17 protein-coding genes are annotated in these 17,967 nt (G+C 72.5%); 9 read left to right on the top strand and 8 right to left on the bottom strand.

The features are described 5' to 3' along the window. Positions 1–65 precede the first annotated feature (65 nt). From ABEB07_RS37190 to hemL, 3 genes are all read right to left on the bottom strand, one after another. Positions 66–1,379 carry a polysaccharide deacetylase family protein gene (locus tag ABEB07_RS37190; protein WP_345672473.1) on the bottom strand — a complete coding sequence of 438 codons (1,314 nt, stop codon included), beginning with the start codon at positions 1,377–1,379 and terminating at the stop codon, positions 66–68. A 158-nt stretch (positions 1,380–1,537) separates the two neighbouring features. Next, entirely contained in the window at positions 1,538–2,257 is a 720-nt protein-coding gene (locus ABEB07_RS37185; RefSeq protein WP_345672472.1) for a histidine phosphatase family protein, read from the bottom strand. Next, complete coding sequence (hemL, locus tag ABEB07_RS37180) at positions 2,254–3,570, bottom strand: glutamate-1-semialdehyde 2,1-aminomutase (protein ID WP_345672471.1); 1,317 nt, start codon at positions 3,568–3,570, stop codon at positions 2,254–2,256. Before hemL ends, ABEB07_RS37185 begins: the two co-directional genes overlap by 4 nt. A 644-nt stretch (positions 3,571–4,214) precedes the next feature. On the opposite strand from hemL, the gene ABEB07_RS37175 reads away from it, so the two are divergent. The 6 genes from ABEB07_RS37175 (at position 4,215) to ABEB07_RS37150 (ending at position 9,334) form a co-directional block, all read left to right on the top strand. Then, the gene (locus ABEB07_RS37175) at positions 4,215–4,652 is read left to right on the top strand and encodes a hypothetical protein (protein ID WP_010353923.1); all 438 of its coding nucleotides are present in this window, start codon (positions 4,215–4,217) and stop codon (positions 4,650–4,652) included. 387 nt (positions 4,653–5,039) lie between these two features. Then, positions 5,040–6,008: a ParB/RepB/Spo0J family partition protein gene (locus tag ABEB07_RS37170; RefSeq protein ID WP_345672470.1), complete on the top strand. Its 969-nt coding sequence runs from the start codon at positions 5,040–5,042 to the stop codon at positions 6,006–6,008. 236 nt (positions 6,009–6,244) lie between these two features. Beyond that, positions 6,245–6,430 (top strand): hypothetical protein, encoded by a 186-nt coding sequence (locus ABEB07_RS37165; RefSeq protein WP_164589525.1) that lies wholly within the window; start codon positions 6,245–6,247, stop codon positions 6,428–6,430. A 104-nt stretch (positions 6,431–6,534) separates the two neighbouring features. Next, on the top strand, positions 6,535–7,779 hold the full coding sequence (locus ABEB07_RS37160) for a tRNA lysidine(34) synthetase (protein ID WP_345672469.1): 1,245 nt from the start codon (positions 6,535–6,537) through the stop codon (positions 7,777–7,779). Positions 7,780–7,805: 26 nt separating this feature from the next. After that, positions 7,806–8,597 (top strand): sugar phosphate isomerase/epimerase family protein, encoded by a 792-nt coding sequence (locus tag ABEB07_RS37155; protein WP_345672468.1) that lies wholly within the window; start codon positions 7,806–7,808, stop codon positions 8,595–8,597. Continuing rightward, positions 8,597–9,334 carry a class I SAM-dependent methyltransferase gene (locus ABEB07_RS37150; RefSeq protein ID WP_176150049.1) on the top strand — a complete coding sequence of 246 codons (738 nt, stop codon included), beginning with the start codon at positions 8,597–8,599 and terminating at the stop codon, positions 9,332–9,334. The genes ABEB07_RS37155 and ABEB07_RS37150 overlap by 1 nt, the downstream gene beginning before the upstream one ends. Here ABEB07_RS37150 and ABEB07_RS37145 read toward each other — a convergent pair. Further along, positions 9,316–10,440: a M20 family metallopeptidase gene (locus ABEB07_RS37145; protein WP_345672529.1), complete on the bottom strand. Its 1,125-nt coding sequence runs from the start codon at positions 10,438–10,440 to the stop codon at positions 9,316–9,318. The two genes, ABEB07_RS37150 and ABEB07_RS37145, sit on opposite strands and share 19 nt — an antisense overlap. Before the next feature lie 34 nt (positions 10,441–10,474). Between ABEB07_RS37145 and ABEB07_RS37140 the strand changes: the two genes are divergently transcribed. Continuing rightward, positions 10,475–11,737: an MFS transporter gene (locus tag ABEB07_RS37140; protein WP_176150047.1), complete on the top strand. Its 1,263-nt coding sequence runs from the start codon at positions 10,475–10,477 to the stop codon at positions 11,735–11,737. Here ABEB07_RS37140 and ABEB07_RS37135 read toward each other — a convergent pair. The 3 genes from ABEB07_RS37135 to ABEB07_RS37125 are packed head-to-tail and all read right to left on the bottom strand — an operon-like array spanning position 11,670 to position 14,466. Next, complete coding sequence (locus ABEB07_RS37135) at positions 11,670–12,470, bottom strand: class I SAM-dependent methyltransferase (RefSeq protein ID WP_176150046.1); 801 nt, start codon at positions 12,468–12,470, stop codon at positions 11,670–11,672. The two genes, ABEB07_RS37140 and ABEB07_RS37135, sit on opposite strands and share 68 nt — an antisense overlap. Before the next feature lie 41 nt (positions 12,471–12,511). Beyond that, a complete protein-coding gene (locus ABEB07_RS37130; protein WP_345672466.1) occupies positions 12,512–13,777 on the bottom strand; it encodes a condensation domain-containing protein in 1,266 nt (421 codons plus the stop codon). After that, positions 13,774–14,466, bottom strand: a complete 693-nt coding sequence (locus ABEB07_RS37125; RefSeq protein WP_345672527.1) for an alpha/beta hydrolase — start codon at positions 14,464–14,466, stop codon at positions 13,774–13,776. Before ABEB07_RS37125 ends, ABEB07_RS37130 begins: the two co-directional genes overlap by 4 nt. Positions 14,467–14,675: 209 nt before the next feature. On the opposite strand from ABEB07_RS37125, the gene ABEB07_RS37120 reads away from it, so the two are divergent. After that, positions 14,676–15,749, top strand: coding sequence for a hypothetical protein (locus ABEB07_RS37120; RefSeq protein WP_345672465.1), 1,074 nt, complete (start codon positions 14,676–14,678; stop codon positions 15,747–15,749). Positions 15,750–15,755: 6 nt separating this feature from the next. Then, positions 15,756–16,928, top strand: coding sequence for an acyl-CoA dehydrogenase family protein (locus tag ABEB07_RS37115; protein WP_345672464.1), 1,173 nt, complete (start codon positions 15,756–15,758; stop codon positions 16,926–16,928). A 143-nt stretch (positions 16,929–17,071) separates the two neighbouring features. Here the strand turns inward: ABEB07_RS37115 and ABEB07_RS37110 are convergent, their stop codons facing one another. Further along, positions 17,072–17,911 carry an SDR family NAD(P)-dependent oxidoreductase gene (locus ABEB07_RS37110; protein ID WP_345672462.1) on the bottom strand — a complete coding sequence of 280 codons (840 nt, stop codon included), beginning with the start codon at positions 17,909–17,911 and terminating at the stop codon, positions 17,072–17,074. Between the last annotated feature and the right edge of the window lie 56 nt (positions 17,912–17,967).

The following is a 17,967-nucleotide window of genomic DNA, read 5'->3' as shown; positions in this document are numbered from 1 at the left end:
CCGGAGGCGGTGCCGTTCTACGCTCCGGAGGCGGTGCTGCTCGCCGTCCCGGAGGCGGTGCTGCTCTACGCCCCGGAGGCGGTGCCGTTCGGGGTGCCGGCGCCGGTGCCGGCGCCCGAGGCGGCGGGCTGGAGGAAGGTCTTCCAGCCGCCCGTCGGCTGCTGGCCGACGCCGAGCGTGCGCAGCTTGGCGAGGATCTCCGGCTTCTGCACGTCCAGCCAGTCGACGAACTGCCGGAAGGAGACCAGGCGCACGTCCGCGCCCTTGTCCCGCTCGTTCGCGATGTGCTTGAACGCCTCTTCGACGGAGTCCATGTAGATCCCGCCGTTCCACTGCTCGAAGTGGTTGCCGATGAAGAAGGGCGCGCGGTTCGTCCGGTAGGCCCGCTCGAAGCCCTGGATGTAGGACTGGGCGGACTGCTTGCGCCAGCCCGGGTAGTTGGCGGGCGGCGCCTTGGTGGAGTTCACCGACTGGTTGGCGAGCATGTTGTAGTCCATCGACAGGACCTGGAACGAGTGTCCGGGGAAAGGTATCTGCTGGAGCGGAAGGTCCCATATGCCCTTTTTCTTCACCGGCCACGTCTGGAGGCCGCCGGAGGAGGAGGCGTCGTAGCGCCAGCCCAGCTCGTGGGCGGTGGGCAGCAGGTTGTCCTGGCCGAGCAGACAGGGCGTGCGGCCGCCGACCAGTTCCTTGTCGTAGTCGAACGGCAGGGCGGGCAGGTCGTGCCAGCCGGTGTTGGTCTTCCACTCCTTGACGAACGCCTTGGCCTGGTCGATCTCGCTGCGCCACTGCTTGGGCGTCCACCACTTGACCGAGGTGTGCGCCTCGCCGCAGAAGTGGCCGTTGAAGTGGGTGCCGATCTCGTGGCCTTCGAGCCAGGCGCGGTGGACGTTGGTGAGGGTGGCCTTGATGTGGTCGTCGGTGAGGTAGCCGATGTCGGAGGCGCCGCGCCGGTTGTTCGGCGGGTTGTACAGCCGCTTCTTCGACTCCGGCAGCAGGTAGAGGCCGGAGAGGAAGAAGGTCATGCCCGCCTGGTGCTGCTTGGCGAGGTCGAGGAAGCGCGGGAAGAGTCCGTTGCCGACCTCGCCGGCGCCGTCCCAGGAGAAGATGACGAACTGCGGCGGGGTCTGGCCCGGCTCCAGCGGCACCGGCTTGGCGGGCTGGTGCGGCTGCTTGCCGGTGAACGAGGTCGAGCCGTCGCCGATGAGGCGGGCGGGAGCCTTCGTGCCGTCGCCGCCCTGCGCATCCTTGTCCGAGCCGGAGCCCGCCGGGTGGCCCGAGCCGCCCGAAGAATCCTGGCCGCCGCAGCCGGCGAGCGACACGGCCGCCGCCGCGCCCGCGCCGAGGCCGAGCATTCCCCTCCGGGAGAAGGTGCGCATGAGAACCCCGATCCGTCCGTCACGTCCTTTGATGTGGTCACCCACTCAGAGGCCGTGACGGAGGGCAAGGTTGCTCGGATTGATATGAAATTCACAACATTTGCATGGAAACTGTCGGTTTATGACCGAGGGCTGACAGCGCCCTTACGCTCCGTGTGTCAGGCGCCGAACGCCTTGCTCTGACCCTTGACCGGCTTGGCGCCCGCGAGGAGGTGGGCCGGCACCAGATCGCGGGCCGGTTCGCTGTAGCCGACGGACACGATCCGGTCGCCCCGGTAGGTGAACGTGGTCAGCGAGGCGAGCGTGCACTGCCGCTTGCGCGGATCATGCCACAGCCGCCTCCGCTCGACGTAGGAGCGCACGATCCAGATCGGCAACTGGTGGCTCACCAGCACCGCTTCGTGCCCGCGCGCCTTGTCCTTCGCCGCGTTCAGCGCGCCCATCATGCGCACCACCTGGTCGACGTACGGCTCGCCCCAGGACGGCCGGAACGGGTTGACCACGTGCTTCCAGTTCTCGGGCCGGCGCAGCGCGCCGTCGCCGATGCCGAAGGTCTTGCCCTGGAAGACGTTCTCCGCCTCGATCAGCCGCTCGTCGGTGTCGAGGTCGAGCCCGTGCGCCTTGGCGATCGGCGTCGCCGTCTCCTGCGCCCGCTCCAGCGGGGAGGCGACGGCGTAGGTGATGTCGCGGGGCGCGAGGTGCTCGGCGACCCGCTCGGCCATCCGCCGGCCCAGCTCGGAGAGGTGGTAGCCGGGCAGCCGCCCGTAGAGCACGCCGGTCGGGTTCTCCACCTCGCCGTGGCGCATGAGGTGGACGACGGTGACGTCGTCGGCCCCGGTCGCGTCGTTCGTCGTGCCGTCGCTCGTGCCGTCGCTCATGCCGTCGCCTCCGCAGCCGCCCGGGCCGCCGCCGGAAGGGCGTCGGCGATCCGCTGGAGGGCCTGCTCGTCGTGGGCGGTGGAGACGAACCAGGACTCGAAGGACGACGGCGGCAGGTAGACGCCGTTCGCCAGCATCGCGTGGAAGAAGGCGGTGTAGCGGTACGACTCCTGCGCCCTGGCGTCGTCGTAGTCGCGCACCGGCCGGTCGGTGAAGAACACCGAGAACATGTTGGAGGCGTTCTGCAGGGTGTGCGCGACGCCTTCCTTGGTCAGGGCCCCGGAGACGAGGGCCTGGATCTGCTGGGAGACGGCGTTCACCTTGGCGTAGGCGGCGTCGTCGAGCAGGCGCAGCTGGGCGAGGCCGGCGGCGGTGGCGACCGGGTTCCCGGAGAGCGTGCCCGCCTGGTAGACCGGGCCGGCCGGGGCGAGGTGCGCCATGACGTCGGCGCGGCCGCCGAACGCCGCGGCCGGGAAGCCGCCGCCCATCACCTTGCCGAAGGTCATGAGGTCCGGCTCGACCCCGTCGACGCCGAACCAGCCGGCGCGGCTGGTGCGGAAGCCGGTCATCACCTCGTCGGAGACGTACAGCGCGCCGTTGTCCCGGCAGATGTCCTTGAGCCCTTGGTTGAAGCCGGGCAGCGGCGGGACGACGCCCATGTTGCCGGGCGACGCCTCGGTGATCACGCAGGCGATCTCGTCCGGGTGCGCGGCGAAGGCGGCGCGCACGGCGTCGAGGTCGTTGTACGGCAGCACGATCGTGTCGCCGGCCTGGGCGCCGGTGACGCCGGGCGTGTCGGGCAGCGCGAAGGTGGCGACGCCGGAGCCGGCCGAGGCGAGCAGCGAGTCGACGTGCCCGTGGTAGCAGCCGGCGAACTTGACCACCTTGGTGCGCCGGGTGAACCCGCGGGCCAGGCGGATGGCGGACATGGTGGCCTCGGTGCCGCTGGAGACGAGGCGGACCTGCTCCAGCGGCGCGACGCGCGCCACCATCTCCTCGGCGAGGACGACCTCGCCCTCACCGGGCGTGCCGAAGGAGGTGCCGCGCGCGACGGCCTCCTGCACGGCGGCGATCACCTCGGGGCGGCCGTGGCCGAGGATCATCGGTCCCCAGGAGCACACCAGGTCGACGTACTCGCGCCCGTCGGCGTCCGTCAGGTACGGGCCGCTGCCGGACACCATGAACCGGGGCGAGCCGCCCACGGCGCGGAAGGCACGCACCGGCGAGTTCACGCCGCCGGGCGTGACGACCGCCGCACGGTCGAACAGCGCCTGCGAGACGGGGGCTTCGTATGGATAGGGCAGTTCGCTCATGACCTGCGACTTCTCCGACTTCTCGGCGGCTTCTCAGACATCCGGTGGGCAGTGACCTGTTCAGGGTAGGCCAGGGGGCGCGCGGGCCGGGGGCGGCGGACGCTTCCCGGCGGGGACGGAGGGGGAACCCGGTCGCCGGGGGCCCAGGGGATCCCGGCCGGGGACGGAGGCGGAACCCGGAGGTCCGAAGAAGCGGATTCGTCGCCGCCCATCTGAGAAACTGGTCCTCACGTACGTATGGACAGGGCGAAGGGTCGTGTCAGGGTCGTGTCAGGGCCGTGTCGGAGGCGTTTCGCCCGCGGGGCGCGAAGATCCCGTGGGCAGATGTTTCGGCGTACGTTTCGGCGTGCGGCCGTGGGGGAGGTCACTGACACGATGATCGGGTTGCGCGGCGGGGACCACGCGTCCTAGAAAAGCAGTCGGGTGGAGATATGCATCGCGGTGGCGGACTGGGCGAGGGGACCGATGACCTGGGTCCTCGACGTGCCCGGCGGGGAAGGCACCGACGCGAGGCGGAGGAAGCGGCCGAGACACGTCAGGAACAGGGCGTACCGAATGAGTCCGAGCGGCTCGACCGGCGCGTCGATCGCCGGATCGACCGCAGGGCCGACCGCCTCCGGGCCGGAAGCAGGAATGGTGGTCGGGTGGGGGTGACGTACAAGTACTTCGGCGCGCCCGACGGCGCGACCGCGGCCCGCGTTCCGATCTCGATGCGCCCCGAGGAGCTCGGCGGCGACGAGCTGGGCATGAACGGCATGTTCACCAAGATCAAGCCCGAGACGATGGCCGCGATGGTGCTGACCGGCATCGAGGGCGTGCCGCTGCACAAGGTCCCGCCGCTGGAGCTGGTCGTCCTGCACCCCGACTACGCGGTCGTCAAACTCCCGATGACCGTCGTGGACCCGCTGCGCGACATCGGCGAGGAAGCGGTGGGCGCGGCCGCCTTCATCTGGTCCACGGTCCCGGACCGCGGCGGCCCGAGAGACGCCTTCAACGTCTACCAACTGCTGCACGAGTGGCAGGACTTCAGCCACCGGCTGCACGAGGCGGGGCATCAGCCTTACTGCCTGGTGTGGCCCTGAGGCGGAGCCTCCAGGATTTTACCTTCCTTTTTCCCCATGAATTCCCCGACGGTGATATGGGGGCGGCCGCGTCGGAGCCGTGGGTCCGGTATATGCCGGGCGAGCGTGCGCCCGGGACTTGTCCGCCATGGCAGGCATTGTGCGGATGTCGTTCCCAATGTTTGGCAAAGGATCATGATCACATCGCGGTGACGGAAGTTCATGCAGTTCCATGAGAGAGGCGGCGAGTTCAGCCTGTCTTGTTCCGCAGGTGCCGACGGGGGACGTCGACAGCGGCCAGGATCATCCGTTCGCCTCACTCGGTTCTCGACAGGCTGCTCGGAAGACGAGCATCGACCCGGAGAGGCGGATACGGTCGCATTGGAACGCAACGGGACTCCAGACAACGTGGCAGCCGTCAAGTCACTGGAGAAGCAGTTAGCGGAAAGCCCGGTCACCTCGCTTGACATCACCGAGCTGAATCTTGAAAACTCTCCCCGGACTCAACTCATCGACGCGGCGCACCTGGAATCGTTGGTCGAGGCGGCCGACAATCTTCCGCCCATCGTGGTGCACCGCCCCACCCTGCGCGTGATCGACGGAGTCCACCGAGTTCACGCGATGCGCCTCGTCGGCGCGACGACCATCAGGGCCCATCTCTTCGACGGAAACGAAGCCGACGTCTTTCTGCTCGCTGTGCGCCTGAATATCGCGCACGGCCTGCCCCTGTCGCTCGCCGAGCGCCGGCGCGCGGCCGAACGGCTGCTCCGCTCCCGCCCGGCGTGGTCCGACCGGGCCGTGGCGAAGGTGGTGGGACTCAGCCCGAAGACGGTGGGCGCGCTGCGCAAGGCGTGTTCAACCGAGGAAATTCCGCACTCGAACACCCGGATGGGCCGGGACGGCAGGGCGCGGCCCGTCGACGCCTCCCTCGGCCGCCAGCGAGCCGTCCGCCTCCTGGCCGACCGGCCCGACGCCTCCGTACGGCAGATCGCGCGGGAGGCGGGCATCTCCATCGGGACCGCGCACGACGTGCGCTCGGCGCAGGCGGCCGGCGCCGCCCGGGCCCTGCCGGCCGCGGCGCGGAGACCGATGCTCACCGCCGTCTCCACCCGGCAGCAGGCCAAGTACCTCCAGATGTTCCGGGACCCCGGGCTGCGCTACAGCGACCACGGGCGACGGCTCCTGCAGTGGCTCACGGCGCACCGGCTGGACGCGGAGGACCAGCGGCGGCTGCTGTCCGCGGTGCCGCCGCACTGGGCGGACGCGGTGGCCGAGTTCGCCCAGCACAACGCCGCCCAGTGGGCCGAACTCGCGCGGGACGTGCGGCGGCAGCAGGGGGCGGACGGCGCCGCGAACACCTCGGCGCCCGGCGCCTGATCCCAGGAGGCCGGCGGCGGTCGTCCGCGCTCGTCCTCGGTTGTCCGGGGCTCTTCCGCAGGGCGTGGCGGGTTTATTCTCGGCGGCTATTCAGACGGTTTCCGTGGTCGCCGCCCGCTGCCCTTCTCGCCCCGTTCATCCGATGCTCCGACGGTTGACATACGGACCGGAAAAGACGTCCAATTACCGGCGCATGGCCCACTCGGGCCGCCGTTCCGAAGTAATAAGGAGGGGTAATGGAGAGCACCAAGCAGACGGTCGTCAAGACCGTCGCCACGGGCGCGCCGGCTCTGTTCGTCGAGCCGTCGTTCGGTCCGCTCGACGCTTTCGACTACGGGGTCCTGGGGGAGCGCGCTCCTTTCGCGACCACCAGCGGTGTCGAGAACCTCAGCTGCGCTCACTCGGTGATCGCCACCGGCTGATCCGCACGTTGAACGCCGCCGGGGGAGCACTCTCCCCCGGCGGTCTCCTCTGCGTTCCCTGTGCGTTCTCGATGAAAAACCCGGAAAGTTTTACAGCGAAAAGGGTGGTCAAAATTTACGTGCACCTGGAGACCAATCACGGGCTTTACCGCCTTGAGGGACGGCCGGACGACGACATCAAGTCGGTGCTCGACCGGTTCTCCATACCGATGTCGTCCGTGTGGACCTTCGTCCTGGAGGACCACACCGATGTCGCGAAGGCCGCCTCCGCGCGGCGGGTCACCTTCGTTCCGGCGACCACCCGCCTGTCGACCGTCGCGGCGCAGGGCCGGGAGATCCACGCCCGGGTCACCCGCAACATCAACCTCCCCGGACTGCTCGGGCTGGACGCCCAGTTCGTGCGGGAGATCGAGCGCCCCAGCACGGAGTGGACCTTCCCGAGCGGCGAGGACGGCGCCTTCAAGCGCGTACAGACGCAGATGTCGGCGGAGGAGTGCTTCGACTTCGTCGTGCGCAGCGTCGACGACGTGCTGTCGAAGTGGCCGGCGGAGGGGCCCGTCGAGCTGGTGCTCGGGACGTCGGGAGGCGGCGACTCCAACGTCCTGCTGTCCGCCCTCATGCAGGCCGAGCGCATCCGCGAGGGCGGCCGCGTCGTCCCCACCATGATGCTGGGCATCCCCGACTGGGACACCCAGGTCGACAACGCCCGGCAGATCTGCACCTCCCTCGGCCTCGAACTCCAGATCATCGAAGGGGAGCGCGCCGCCGAACTGGCCGGCGTGAGTTCCCTCGAAGACCTCAAGACCGACTTCCACGAGACCTACCCGGACGCCGACCTGGAGTTCCTGGGGACGTGGCTGCTGCGCAAGGTGCTCGGCGGGCACGCGCACAGCCAGGGCATGAAGTTCGTCGCCACCGGCGCCAACCGCGAGGACATCATCGCCGAGGGCCTGTCCCGCATCGCCCGCGGCCTCGCGCCGCTGCCCGCCCCGTACCGGCCCATCGGCGACGTGACCTTCGCCTACCCCATGTACAAGGTCCCCAAGAAGATCGGCGACGGCGCCTACCCGACGTTCTCGCTGGAGAACTACGAGGCCCGCAACCCGAGTTACAGCCCGGGCCGCTCGGTGTTCTACTACCTGTCCTACTACCTCGCCGACCTGGCGCCCGGCTTCGACGTCGACCTGCTGAACGGGCTCTCCACGCTGGCCGACCTCGTGCCGCAGCCGTTCGAGTTCGACAGCGAGCTCCAGGACCACGTGGTGAAGGGCTCCTACACCCCCGAGCAGCACCGGTCCTGGCAGGACTTCCTGGCCCGGCACCGTTCGAAGTCCGGGGCGGCCCAGTGAGCGGTGAGGGAGCGCGGGCTCCCGTCGTGGTGCAGCCACGGGAGCCGCACTTCGACGAGACCGTCGCCCTCGCCGTCGAGCACGGCTACGAACTCGAACTGATCCACCTGGCCGACCCCGCGGTCCTGGACGGGTTCGACGCCGGCGAGGCCAAGACGCTCAGCCGCCGACTGGCCTCGTACCAGGGCCGGTTGTGGCAGCACGGCCCCTTCCTCGACCTGTACGTGAACAGCCCGGACGAGAGCATTCGCCGGGCCTCGGAACAACGCATCGAGCAGAGTCTGCGCATCGCCGAGGCGATCGGCGCCGAGCGGGTCGTCTTCCACACCAACCACCTGCCGTGCACGACCCGCGCCGCCTACACGCTGCGCTGGCAGGAGACGAGCGCGGCGTTCTGGTCGCGGATGTGCGCCGCCTTCGACGGGCGGATCGTGCTGGAGAACATGTGGGACGACGGGCCCGGTCTGATGCGGCCCGTCCTCGACCAGGTCCCCCGGCTGCTCGCCTGCCTCGACACCGGCCACGCCAACGTCTTCTCGGCCGCGCCGCTCGCCGACTGGGTGAGCGGCCTGGCCGACCGGCTCGCCTACATCCACCTCAGCGACAACCTCGGCGACGCCGACGACGCGCTGCCCCCCGGCGACGGCGTGATCGACTGGCCGGCCTTCACCGCGGCGGTGCGGCGGCACGCCCCGCGGGCCGCGGTGATGATCGGAATGGACACCGGCGGGCTGCCGGCGGTGCGGGAGGCGCTCGCGCGCATGGAACGCACCGGCATCCACCCCTTCGCCGCCGCCGCGGGCAAGGAGAGTGAGTGATGGACGAGTACGCCGCGGACACCTACGGCGAACGGTTCGCCGCCTCGTACGACGAGATCTTCGCCGACTTCACACCGCGGCCGGCGCAGATCGAACTGCTGCGCCGGCTGGCCGGCCCGCACGCGGCGGTCGAGCTGGGCGTGGGCACCGGACGGGTGGCGATCCCGCTGGCGCGTTCCGGCGTGCCGGTGGTGGGGGTGGACACGTCCGCCGCCATGCTCGACCAGCTCGCCCGCAAGGCGGCCGGGCTGCCCGTGCAGCCGGTCCTCGGCGACGCCACCGCCCCGGAACTCGCCCCGGAGCTGAAGGCCGGAGTCGCCTACACGGTCTTCAACACCTTCTTCATGCTGCCGGGCCGTGCCGCGCAGGCCGCGTGCCTGAAGAACGTCCGCGCCCTCCTCCAGCCCGGCGGGGCGTTCGTGGTGGAGGTCTTCGTACCGAGGCCCGAGCTGATCGCGCCGGTGCGGATCAAGTCGTTCACGGCCACCGAAGTGGTGCTCCAGGTGTCGCAGCACGTGGCCGGGGAGCAGCGGATGGACTCCCAGGACGTGGTGCTCCGGCACGGCGCCCCGGTGCAGCTCATGCCGACCCAGGTGCACTACCTGACCCCGCACCAGCTCGACCTCCTCGCCGAGGAGAGCGGGCTGGCGCTGGAGTCGCGGCACGCCGACTGGGACGGCGCGGAGTTCACCCCGGACAGCGCCAAGCACGTCTCCGTCTACCGGCGACTGCCGTAGGTCCGGAACAGGTGGGCGTAGGCGCGCGCCGCGCTGTGCAGGGCGGTGACGGCGACGCGCTCGCCGGGGCGGTGGGCGACCGCCGGATCGCCGGGACCGCACAGCACGGTGGGGATGCCGAGCGCCCGGTAGTAGCGGGCGTCCGACGGGCCGGGGCTGCCGACGAGGCGCGCCTCCCCGTCGGGCAGGCACCGTGCCACCTCCTGACCCCAGGCGTGGTCGGCCCCGCCGCCGGTGGCCGGGACCAGCTTCAGCACCTCCAGGCGGCAGTCGTTCTCGGGCGCCGCCCGCCTGGCCAGGGCGTGGACGCGCTCCAGCACCGCCGAGGGGTCGTCGGCGGTGGTCAGGCGTACGTCGATCTGCACCTCGGCCTCGGTGGGAGCCGCGTTGGGGCGGTCGCCGGCCCGGACCACGCCCACCGAGCAGGGCTCGGCGTCCAGCCGGGGGGAACCCGTGGTGACGCTCGCGCCGTGCAGCTCGGTGGCGATCCGGGACGCCGCGAGCACGGCCGAGGACGGGCTGAACGGCCGTCCGCCGCCGGTCTGTTCGCCCTGCACCCGCAGTCGCGCCCACAGCACACCGCGCTCGGCGACGCTCACGGCCAGGCCGGTGGGCTCGGGGATGAGGCAGGCGTCGGCCGCCAGCAGTCCGGCGTCGGCGAGCTGGGCGGCGCCCCACACGCTCCCCCGCTCCTCGTCGGCCACCAGGTGCAGGGCGATGCGGCAGGCGGGGCCGCCCTCGGCGTACACGGTGTGCAGGGCGGCGACGACGGAGGCCAGTCCGCCCTTCATGTCGGAGGCTCCCCGGCCGATGAGCCAGTCGCCCTCCACCCGGCAGTCCGCGCGGCCCGCCGGCCACTGGTGGTCGGCGGTGGCGGCCGTGTCCAGGTGGGCGTTGACCGCGAGCAGCGGTCCGGCTTCCGGGCCGGGGAGGACGAGCACCGCGGAGACGCGGTCCGGGCTCGGCTCCAGCACGGTGACCGAGGTCGGGTCCAGCGGGCGGACCGCCGCCAACACCGTTTCCAGCACCGCCCGTTCGGTGCCGGGCGGATTCTGGCTGTCCGCCTCGATGAACGCTCGCCCCAGCGCGACCACGTCCGCGACCATTCCCACCCTGTGTCCTGCCCTTCTCTGTGAGGTCATGTTGTTCCTGCACCGCCTTCTGCCGGCCGGCCGCCGGCCGCACCCCGTCGGTCTGGTCTTCCTGCTGGACTGGACCGGCACCGGACTGCTGCTGACCGTGGCGCCGGTGTACTTCACCAGCGCGCACATCGTGTCGGCGACCCAGTACGCGCTCGCCCAGACGGTGGCGAGCCTGCTCGGCCTGCTGGTGTCCGTGCCCGTCAGCGGTCTCACCAAGCGCTGGCCGCTGCGCCGCATCCTGGTCGGGCTGTACCTGTGGCGGGCCGTGGCCGTCCTCCTCCTTCTGGTCGCGCACAGCCTGCCCGTGCTGATGACCGGGCTGTGCCTGCTCACCCTGGCCGACCGGCCGTGCGGCCCGCTGCTCCAGTCGCTGGTCGCCGAGAGCCAGGCGCCGGACGCCCGGGTGCGGCTCATGGCCGTGGCGCGGACCATGGCGAACATAGGCATCACGGTCGGGGCGCTCGTCGGCGGCGGCCTGCTCGCGCTCGACGGGCGCCCTCCGCTGATCGGCGCCGTGGCGGGGGACAGCCTCTCCTTCGTCGTCGCGGCCGCGATCCTGATCGGCGTGACCGGGGTGGCGCAGGCCCGCCGGGTGCAGCCGGTCAAGGAGGCCGCGGCGGTACGCGACCGGTCCATCCTGAGCGACCGGCGGTTCCTCGGCCTCACCGCGCTCAACGGCGTCCTCGGCATGCACAAGCCCATGCTGATGACGGCCCTGCCGCTGTGGATCGCCGTGCACAGCGACATCCCGCACTACTGGACCGGCCTGCTGATGGCCGTGAACACCGTGATGGTGGTGGGCCTGCAGATCCCCCTGTCCCGGGCCGCCGCCGAACTGGCCGGATCGGCGCGGGCGATGGCGATCACGGGCGTGGTGCTGGCCGGGGCCGCGCTCGGCTTCGCGGCCGCCGCGGGCCGGGGAGCCACCGCGGCCATCGTCATCCTGGTCGCGGTGACCGTGCTGATCACCATCGCGGAGATCTACCAGTCGGCCGGCAGCTGGGGCGTCTCCTTCGCCTACGCGCCCGAGGAGGACCGGGCCCGCTACCTCGCGGTGTTCAACCTGGGCAACGGCGCGCGGGACATCGTCGGACCGCTGCTGCTGACCGCCGTGATCTTCCCGCTGGGGCTGCCCGGCTGGGCCGTCCTGGCCGGGGTGCTGTCCGCGTCCGGCTGGCAGCTGCACCGCTCCGTCATGCGCTCGCCGGCGCCGCCGAACCCGGCCGAACCGGCTGACGCCGCGTCCACCAGCACTCCGTGAGGTAGGGGAGCCCGACGCTGTCGCGGCCCCGGGTGGCGGGATCGGCGGCCAGCACGGCCCGCACCTCCTCGCGCACCTCCTGCCGCTGGTCCTCGGAGAGCGCGCCCATCACGCTGGACGACAGCATGAGGTCCTCCAGGCCGGCGGGCGACATGGGGCGGACGCTGGTGTGCCGGTGCACCTGTAGCGGGAGCCAGCCCTCGCGGTCCTCGAAGGCCCCGCGCCAGGCGCCGGAGCGGTGGTCCGGGGTGTCCGCCGACGCGCGGGCGTACCTGATCCCGTAGTACTTCTCCACCCACGGGACCGCCACGTCGTACGCGTTCCAGATCAGGCCGAGCGCGCCGTCCGCCGTCAGCACCCGCTCCAGTTCGGTCAGGACGGCGGGGCCGTCGAGCCAGTGCCAGGCCTGGGCGGCCACGGCGGCGTCGAAGGTCCCGGCGGCGAACGGCAGCGACTCGGCGGCGGCCAGGTGTGCGTCCGCCTCGGGCACCGTCTCCCGCAGCCGCTCGATCATGGCCTCGACGGGCTCCACGGCGCTCACCGAGGCGCCCAGCTCGACGAGCTGGCGGGTGAACTTCCCGGTCCCGGCGCCGAGGTCGAGGACGCGGCGGCCGGGGCGGACGCCCACCTCGGCCGCGAACGTCCCCACGGCCTCGGCGGGGTAGCCGGGGCGCGCGGCGGCGTACATGTCCGCGTTGGACCGGTAGCCCTCGGCGGAGTGATGGATCGTCAACGTGGTCTCCTCCACGGCACGTCGGTGCCGGAACGGGTGGGTCAGGCGGGGTCGGTGAGTCGGGACACATGGGCGGTGAAGGCGGCGGCGAGCCGGCCGGCGCTCCAGCCCGGCAGGCCCCCGTCACGGCACAGTACGACGCCCGACGCGGCGCCGGCGGTGTGCGTGAGCTCCAGGGCGGCGTCGCGGCGCAGGGTGGTGTCGACGGGCACGTCCAGGGGGACCGTGCTCACCCCGGTCGCGTCCCACGGACCGTCGCCGCCGCCCTCGTGGTAGCCGAACCGGAAGCGGTAGCGGAAGTCGGAGCCGAGCGCCTCCAGCACCGTCTGGTACGGGACCGCGCGGTGCCGCCAGCTGGTCCAGAAGGCGGAGTCCACCCGGCGCAGCACGGCCTTCACGTCGTCCGGCCCGCCCGGCACGGCCCGTACCAGCACCTGGTTGACGTAGGGCCCCACCGCGTCGCCGAGCGCCTCGTCGTCGCGGAGCGCCACGGGCATGGCCACGGCGACGTCGGCGCTGCCGACGGCGTCGGACAGGGTCCGCAGCCAGGCCGTGAGGCAGACGGTGCTGGGCCGCACCCGGTTCCTGGCCGCGGCCAGGACGATCTGGTGGAAGTCCGGCTTCTCCAGCGCGACCCGGGCCTCGGACGCGGTCAGGTCGCCGACGGGCGGCTGCCGGTTGGCCTCCGGCAGGTCCCGGAGCACCGTGCTCCAGTGGCCGGCCGCCCGCGCCAGCTCGGCCGACCCCGCCAGACGTGCTTCGGCGGCCGCCGCCGTCCCGAAGTCGTCCGGCTCCCAGGGGCTCGGCCGGCGCCCGGCGCACGCGGCCGCGTAGGCGACGGCGATTTCCTGGTCGACCACCGCCTGCGACCAGCCGTCGAACGCGGGGTGGTAGGCCTCCAGGAGCAGGCGCGCCTCCGTGCCGGACTCCACCAGCAGGGTCGCCCGCAGGTGCGGCGGCGTCCGCGGGCTGAGCGGGGCGATGGTGCGCAGGGCGCGCCGCCACGCCTCCTCCCGGGCGTCCGGCGGAAGGCGGCGCACGTCGGTGACGGTCAGGGGGGAGGGCACACGGGCGTGGACCTCGGCCCGGTAGCCGGCGCCGTCGGCGGGCAGGAAGGCGGAGCGCAGCACGGTGTGCCGCTGGACGACGTCCGCCAGGGCGGTGCGCAGCGCAGCCGGGTCGAGCGGTCCGAGGAGCCGGTGCGCCCACCGGATGACCAGCATGTCGCTGCCGTCTCCGGGGCCGTGGGCGAAGTCCAGCATGTCCCGCTGGAGCCGGGAGACCGGTGCGTGGGGTGCGTCGCTCACGCGGCGGGCACCAGGCGGGCGGCCACCGCCACGAGCGCGCGGGCGGTCTCCTCCGGGTCGACCAGGGGGTGGAAATGGCCTTGGTCCAGCCGGATGATGGGCCATCCGCGGCGTTCCGCCTCGGCCGCCGGGAATTCGTATCCGGCGCACAGCCGGAGGAATCCGCGGCCTATTTCGGGAACGGAGTCGGGAATGGGCAGGGGTTCGAGGTAGAAGTCCTCGCCGCGTTGCCGTACGCCGGCCAGGACCGTCTTGCGGTCGAGCGGGTCCGGCAGCAGTTCGGTCAATTCCTCGTCGGACCAGTCCGGGTAGCGGCGGCCGTTCGCCAGTTCCGCCCTGAAGTTCTCGAAGTCCGCGCCCTGGTGGCGCATGAGGTCCACCCGGCTGGCGCCGGCGCGCGGGAGGTTCGCGTCGCAGTACAGCTCGCCCACGACGGCGACCCGGCCGTGCAGCGCGGCGGTCACGGCGGGCAGGACCGGACCCGCCCCACTGTGTCCCACCAGCACCACAGGCCCGGTCCCGACGCTGCCGGCGATCCGGTCCGCGGCGCACCGCGCGTAGCCGAGACCGTACGGCGGGCGGAGGTCGTCGTCCACCTCCACGGCGACGCAGCGCGGCCCCAGCGCCTCGACGCACTCCGCGGTTCTGCCCCAGCTCGACATGCTCACCAGGGGACTGTGGAGCAACACCAGCGTGGTGGCCGACAACTCTCCGGGTTCGCGATTCAATTCGCGCACCTGCTTTCCGGATCGGTTTCCTGTTGCGCGTGCCGGTAAGACCCGCCGCGACGCCGCAGGTTGGCACGGAGCAATGCGCCGGGGCAAGGGTTGACCGGGTGCGGGCGAGTTGTTAATTTCCCCGGCAAGTGATCGCGGTGAAACGGCAGTTGGGTGGGTGAATGAGCCTGATTCCCTGGCATTGCGTCCAGGACGACCCGGAGGCCGTCGCGGCCTCGGTACGGGACCTCGACGATCTCCTCAACGGACCGGCCCCCGAGGCCGGCTTCCAGGAGCTGAACGAGCACGTCGAGGAGCTGCGCACCCTGCTGGAGCTGCTCCGGTCCCGCTCCGCCACGACGGCCTACGCGCACGTCTGCCTCGCCGTGTGGCACTTCTGGCTCTACAACGGGCACATCGCGGAGGCGGCCCGGTGGTTCGCCGAGGTCACCCGCGACGGCAGCGCGGGCGGGGCTCTCCCGGACACGACCACCACGCGGCTGCGGCACGCGGCCGGGATGCTCGCCTACCACCTCGGCGACCTGGCCGGGGCCCGCGAGCTGCTGGAACGGGGACTGCGGTCCGCGGCCGGCTCCCCCGCCGCCGTACGGGCCGACCTGCACCTGGGCGTCGCCCGCATCGCCATGGCCGACGGGGACCTGGCCGGGATGCGCGGCCACGGGGAACGGGCGCTGGCGGTGATCGACGCAGCCGACGACGACGGACGCTGCACCGCGTTGCACATCCTCGCCGAGGCCGCCCTCCTCGACGGACGGCTCACGGACGCCGAGGCGCTGGGCCGCCAGGCCCTGGAACTGGCCGTGCGGATGCGCAAAGTACGCGCCCAGGCGGCCGAGTTGTGCAACCTCGCCAACGTCAGGCGCCGGCTCGGCGACCACGCCGCCGCCGCGGAGATGGCGACCCGCGCCCTGCACTTGCTCTGCGCCGACGGCAACCGCAAACTGCTGGCCTACCCCGTGCTGAGGCTCGGCCAGGTCGCCGCGGACCGGGCGGCGGTCGAACAGGCGGCCCTGCTGCTCGGGCTCGCCGACGAACTGGTGGCCCGCACCGGGGCGCCCATCGACGCGTCGGAGGCGGCCGAGCGGGACGAACTGGCGGCCACGGTCGGCCAGGCGTTCGACGCCGCGCGGGCGGCGGAGCTGCGGACGGCGGGCGCGACGTGGGCGGACCGGCTGCCCCTGCTGCCGGACGGCACCGGTCCGGCCGTCCCGGCCGGCGCCGAGACGAGGAGGTGACGCACCATGCCGGAGCTGAAGCCCCGTACCGCCGCCGGCCGCGCTCTGGGCGACCTGCTGGCGGGCGTCCTCCCGCAGCTGCGCGAGGAGGCCGCGGAACACGACCGGGACGCCTCGTTCCCCACCGCCGCGTTCACGGACATGGGCGCCAAGGGGATCCTGGGCGCCACCGTCCCCGCCGAACTCGGCGGACTCCAGGTGACGAGCCCGCACGACGTGGCCGTCGCCCTCGCCCAGGTCGCGGCCGCCGACCCCGGTGCGGCCTTGGCCCTGCACATGCAGTTCAGCCGCGGCCTCACCCTCGGCCACGACTGGCGGGAGGCGGGGGACGACGCGCTGCGCGCCCTCCTCGTCGCCATGGCCGACGGCCGCGCCCTGGTCAGCGGCGCGGTCTCGGAGCCGGGCAGCGACTACCACCGGGTGAGCACCCGGGTGGCTCGACGGGCCGACGGGGCGTGGGAACTGACCGGGCACAAGACGTTCGTGACCCTGGCGTCGGCGGCCACCCACTTCGTCGTACGGGCCGCGACCGCGGACGCCGATCCCGGTGACCGCCGGTTCGCCGCCGTCCTGCTGGCCCGGGAGACCCCCGGGCTGCACGTCGCGGAGCGTTGGGCCGCCCTGGGCATGCGGTCGTCCGGCAGCCCGGACGTCACTTTCGACAGCTGTCCGGTGCCCGCGGCCCACGTGTGGGTGCGCGGCCCGTGGGGGCAGTCCACCCCGGCCGAACTGCCCGGCCGGGCCGTGAGCACCGTCGCCATGCTCGGCATCTACCTGGGCATCGCGGAACGCGCGGCCGAGCTGGCGGCGAAGGCGGCGGCCCGGCACCGCGCGCGGAACGCGGTCACCACCGGCGCCGGAGCGCTGCTGGCCGACGTGCACACCCGTCTGCACAGCGTGCGCGCCGTCGTGGCGCACACCACCGAGGCGGTGGAGCACGGGGTCACGGGCGATCCGGTGGCGCTCATGCGGGACTTCCAGGCCGGGAAGCAGTTCGTCAACGAACAGGCGTGCCTCGTCGTCGACCGCTGCCTCTCGCTCGTGGGCGGCGGCGCCTACATGGCCGGGCACGAACTGGCCCGCCTGTACCGGGACGTGCGCGCCGGAGGGTTCATGCAGCCCTACAGCCCGCCGGACGCCATCTCCTTCCTCGCGGAGACGAGTGTGCCGGGGGTGTGAGGGGCGCGGCGGTCGGTGCGGGGTGTTCTGAGGGGGCGGGTTCGGGTTCGGGTTCGGGGTCAGGTGCGGGCTCGGGGTCAGGTGCGGGCTCGGGGCAGTGGGGGTCCGGGGTCAGCAGGGTCCGGGGTCAGCAGGGTCCGGGGTCAGTGCGGGGCGGTGGTGGGGGGCTTCGGTGCGTGGGCGCCGAGGTCGTGCGGTGTCGTGGTCCGGGCGTCGAGGGTCCGTCCGGACACCTCGCTCTGCACGACGTCCGCGAGGAACTCCCCGGCCGCCTCCGGCCGGGCCAGCGCGCCGCCGGCGTCCAGCTCCGTGAAGACCGCCCGGGTGGCGGCGTCCAGGCCGTTGCCCGGCGCCCGCATCCCGGCCTGCATGGAGGTGTCCACCACACCCGGCCGCACGGTGTTCACCAGCACCCCCGTGCCCGCCACCTCCGCGGCGAGGTTGCGGGTGAAGTGCTCCAGTCCCGCCTTGCTGACGGAGTAGGCGTTCGCTCCGGTCAGCCCGGAGCCGGCGGCGGCGCCGGAGGTCACGTTCACGATGCGCCCCCAGCCCCGGGCGAGCATGCCGGGCAGGAGCCGTCTGCCGAGCCGCACCGGCGCCGTGAGGTTGAGCGCCAGCGTCCTTTCCCACTCGTCCGGGTCGATCCGCGCGGTGGGGCCCAGCGGTCCCGACCGGGCGGCGTTGTTGACGAGGATGTCGACGGCCGGGAAGCGCGCGTGCGCCTGCCCGAGCAGCGCGTCGGCCGCCCCGGGTTCCGACAGGTCGCAGGCGACGGTGAGCACGGCCCGTCCCGTCGGCGCGAGGGCCGCGCCGACCTCGGCGAGGGCCGCGTCGGACCGCGCCGTCAGGACGAGGTCGGCGCCGCGACGGGCCAGGGCGAGCGCGCAGGCCCGGCCGATCCCCCGCCCGGCCCCCGTGACCAGCGCCACGCGTCCGGCCAGCGTTCCGACGGGGCGCGGCTCCGGAGCCGGGGAGATGTCCATGGGGCCTTCTTCGCGGGTGCGGACGACAGGGGGAGTGCGGTGCGATGCGGTGCGAT

Source organism: Streptomyces similanensis (assembly GCF_039543625.1).
Lineage (GTDB): Bacteria > Actinomycetota > Actinomycetes > Streptomycetales > Streptomycetaceae > Streptomyces > Streptomyces similanensis.
This window is presented reverse-complemented; position numbering and strand designations above follow the sequence as displayed.

Bases quoted from the DNA above. Each gene is read 5' to 3' on its own strand.
- ABEB07_RS37190 (WP_345672473.1), bottom strand. From the start codon at position 1,379: ATGCGCACCTTCTCCCGGAGGGGAATGCTCGGCCTCGGCGCGGGCGCG.
- ABEB07_RS37185 (WP_345672472.1), bottom strand. From the start codon at position 2,257: ATGAGCGACGGCACGAGCGACGGCACGACGAACGACGCGACCGGGGCC.
- hemL (WP_345672471.1), bottom strand. From the start codon at position 3,570: ATGAGCGAACTGCCCTATCCATACGAAGCCCCCGTCTCGCAGGCGCTG.
- ABEB07_RS37165 (WP_164589525.1), top strand. From the start codon at position 6,245: ATGGAGAGCACCAAGCAGACGGTCGTCAAGACCGTCGCCACGGGCGCG.
- ABEB07_RS37150 (WP_176150049.1), top strand. From the start codon at position 8,597: ATGGACGAGTACGCCGCGGACACCTACGGCGAACGGTTCGCCGCCTCG.
- ABEB07_RS37145 (WP_345672529.1), bottom strand. From the start codon at position 10,440: ATGGTCGCGGACGTGGTCGCGCTGGGGCGAGCGTTCATCGAGGCGGAC.
- ABEB07_RS37140 (WP_176150047.1), top strand. From the start codon at position 10,475: ATGTTGTTCCTGCACCGCCTTCTGCCGGCCGGCCGCCGGCCGCACCCC.
- ABEB07_RS37120 (WP_345672465.1), top strand. From the start codon at position 14,676: ATGAGCCTGATTCCCTGGCATTGCGTCCAGGACGACCCGGAGGCCGTC.
- ABEB07_RS37115 (WP_345672464.1), top strand. From the start codon at position 15,756: ATGCCGGAGCTGAAGCCCCGTACCGCCGCCGGCCGCGCTCTGGGCGAC.
- ABEB07_RS37110 (WP_345672462.1), bottom strand. From the start codon at position 17,911: ATGGACATCTCCCCGGCTCCGGAGCCGCGCCCCGTCGGAACGCTGGCC.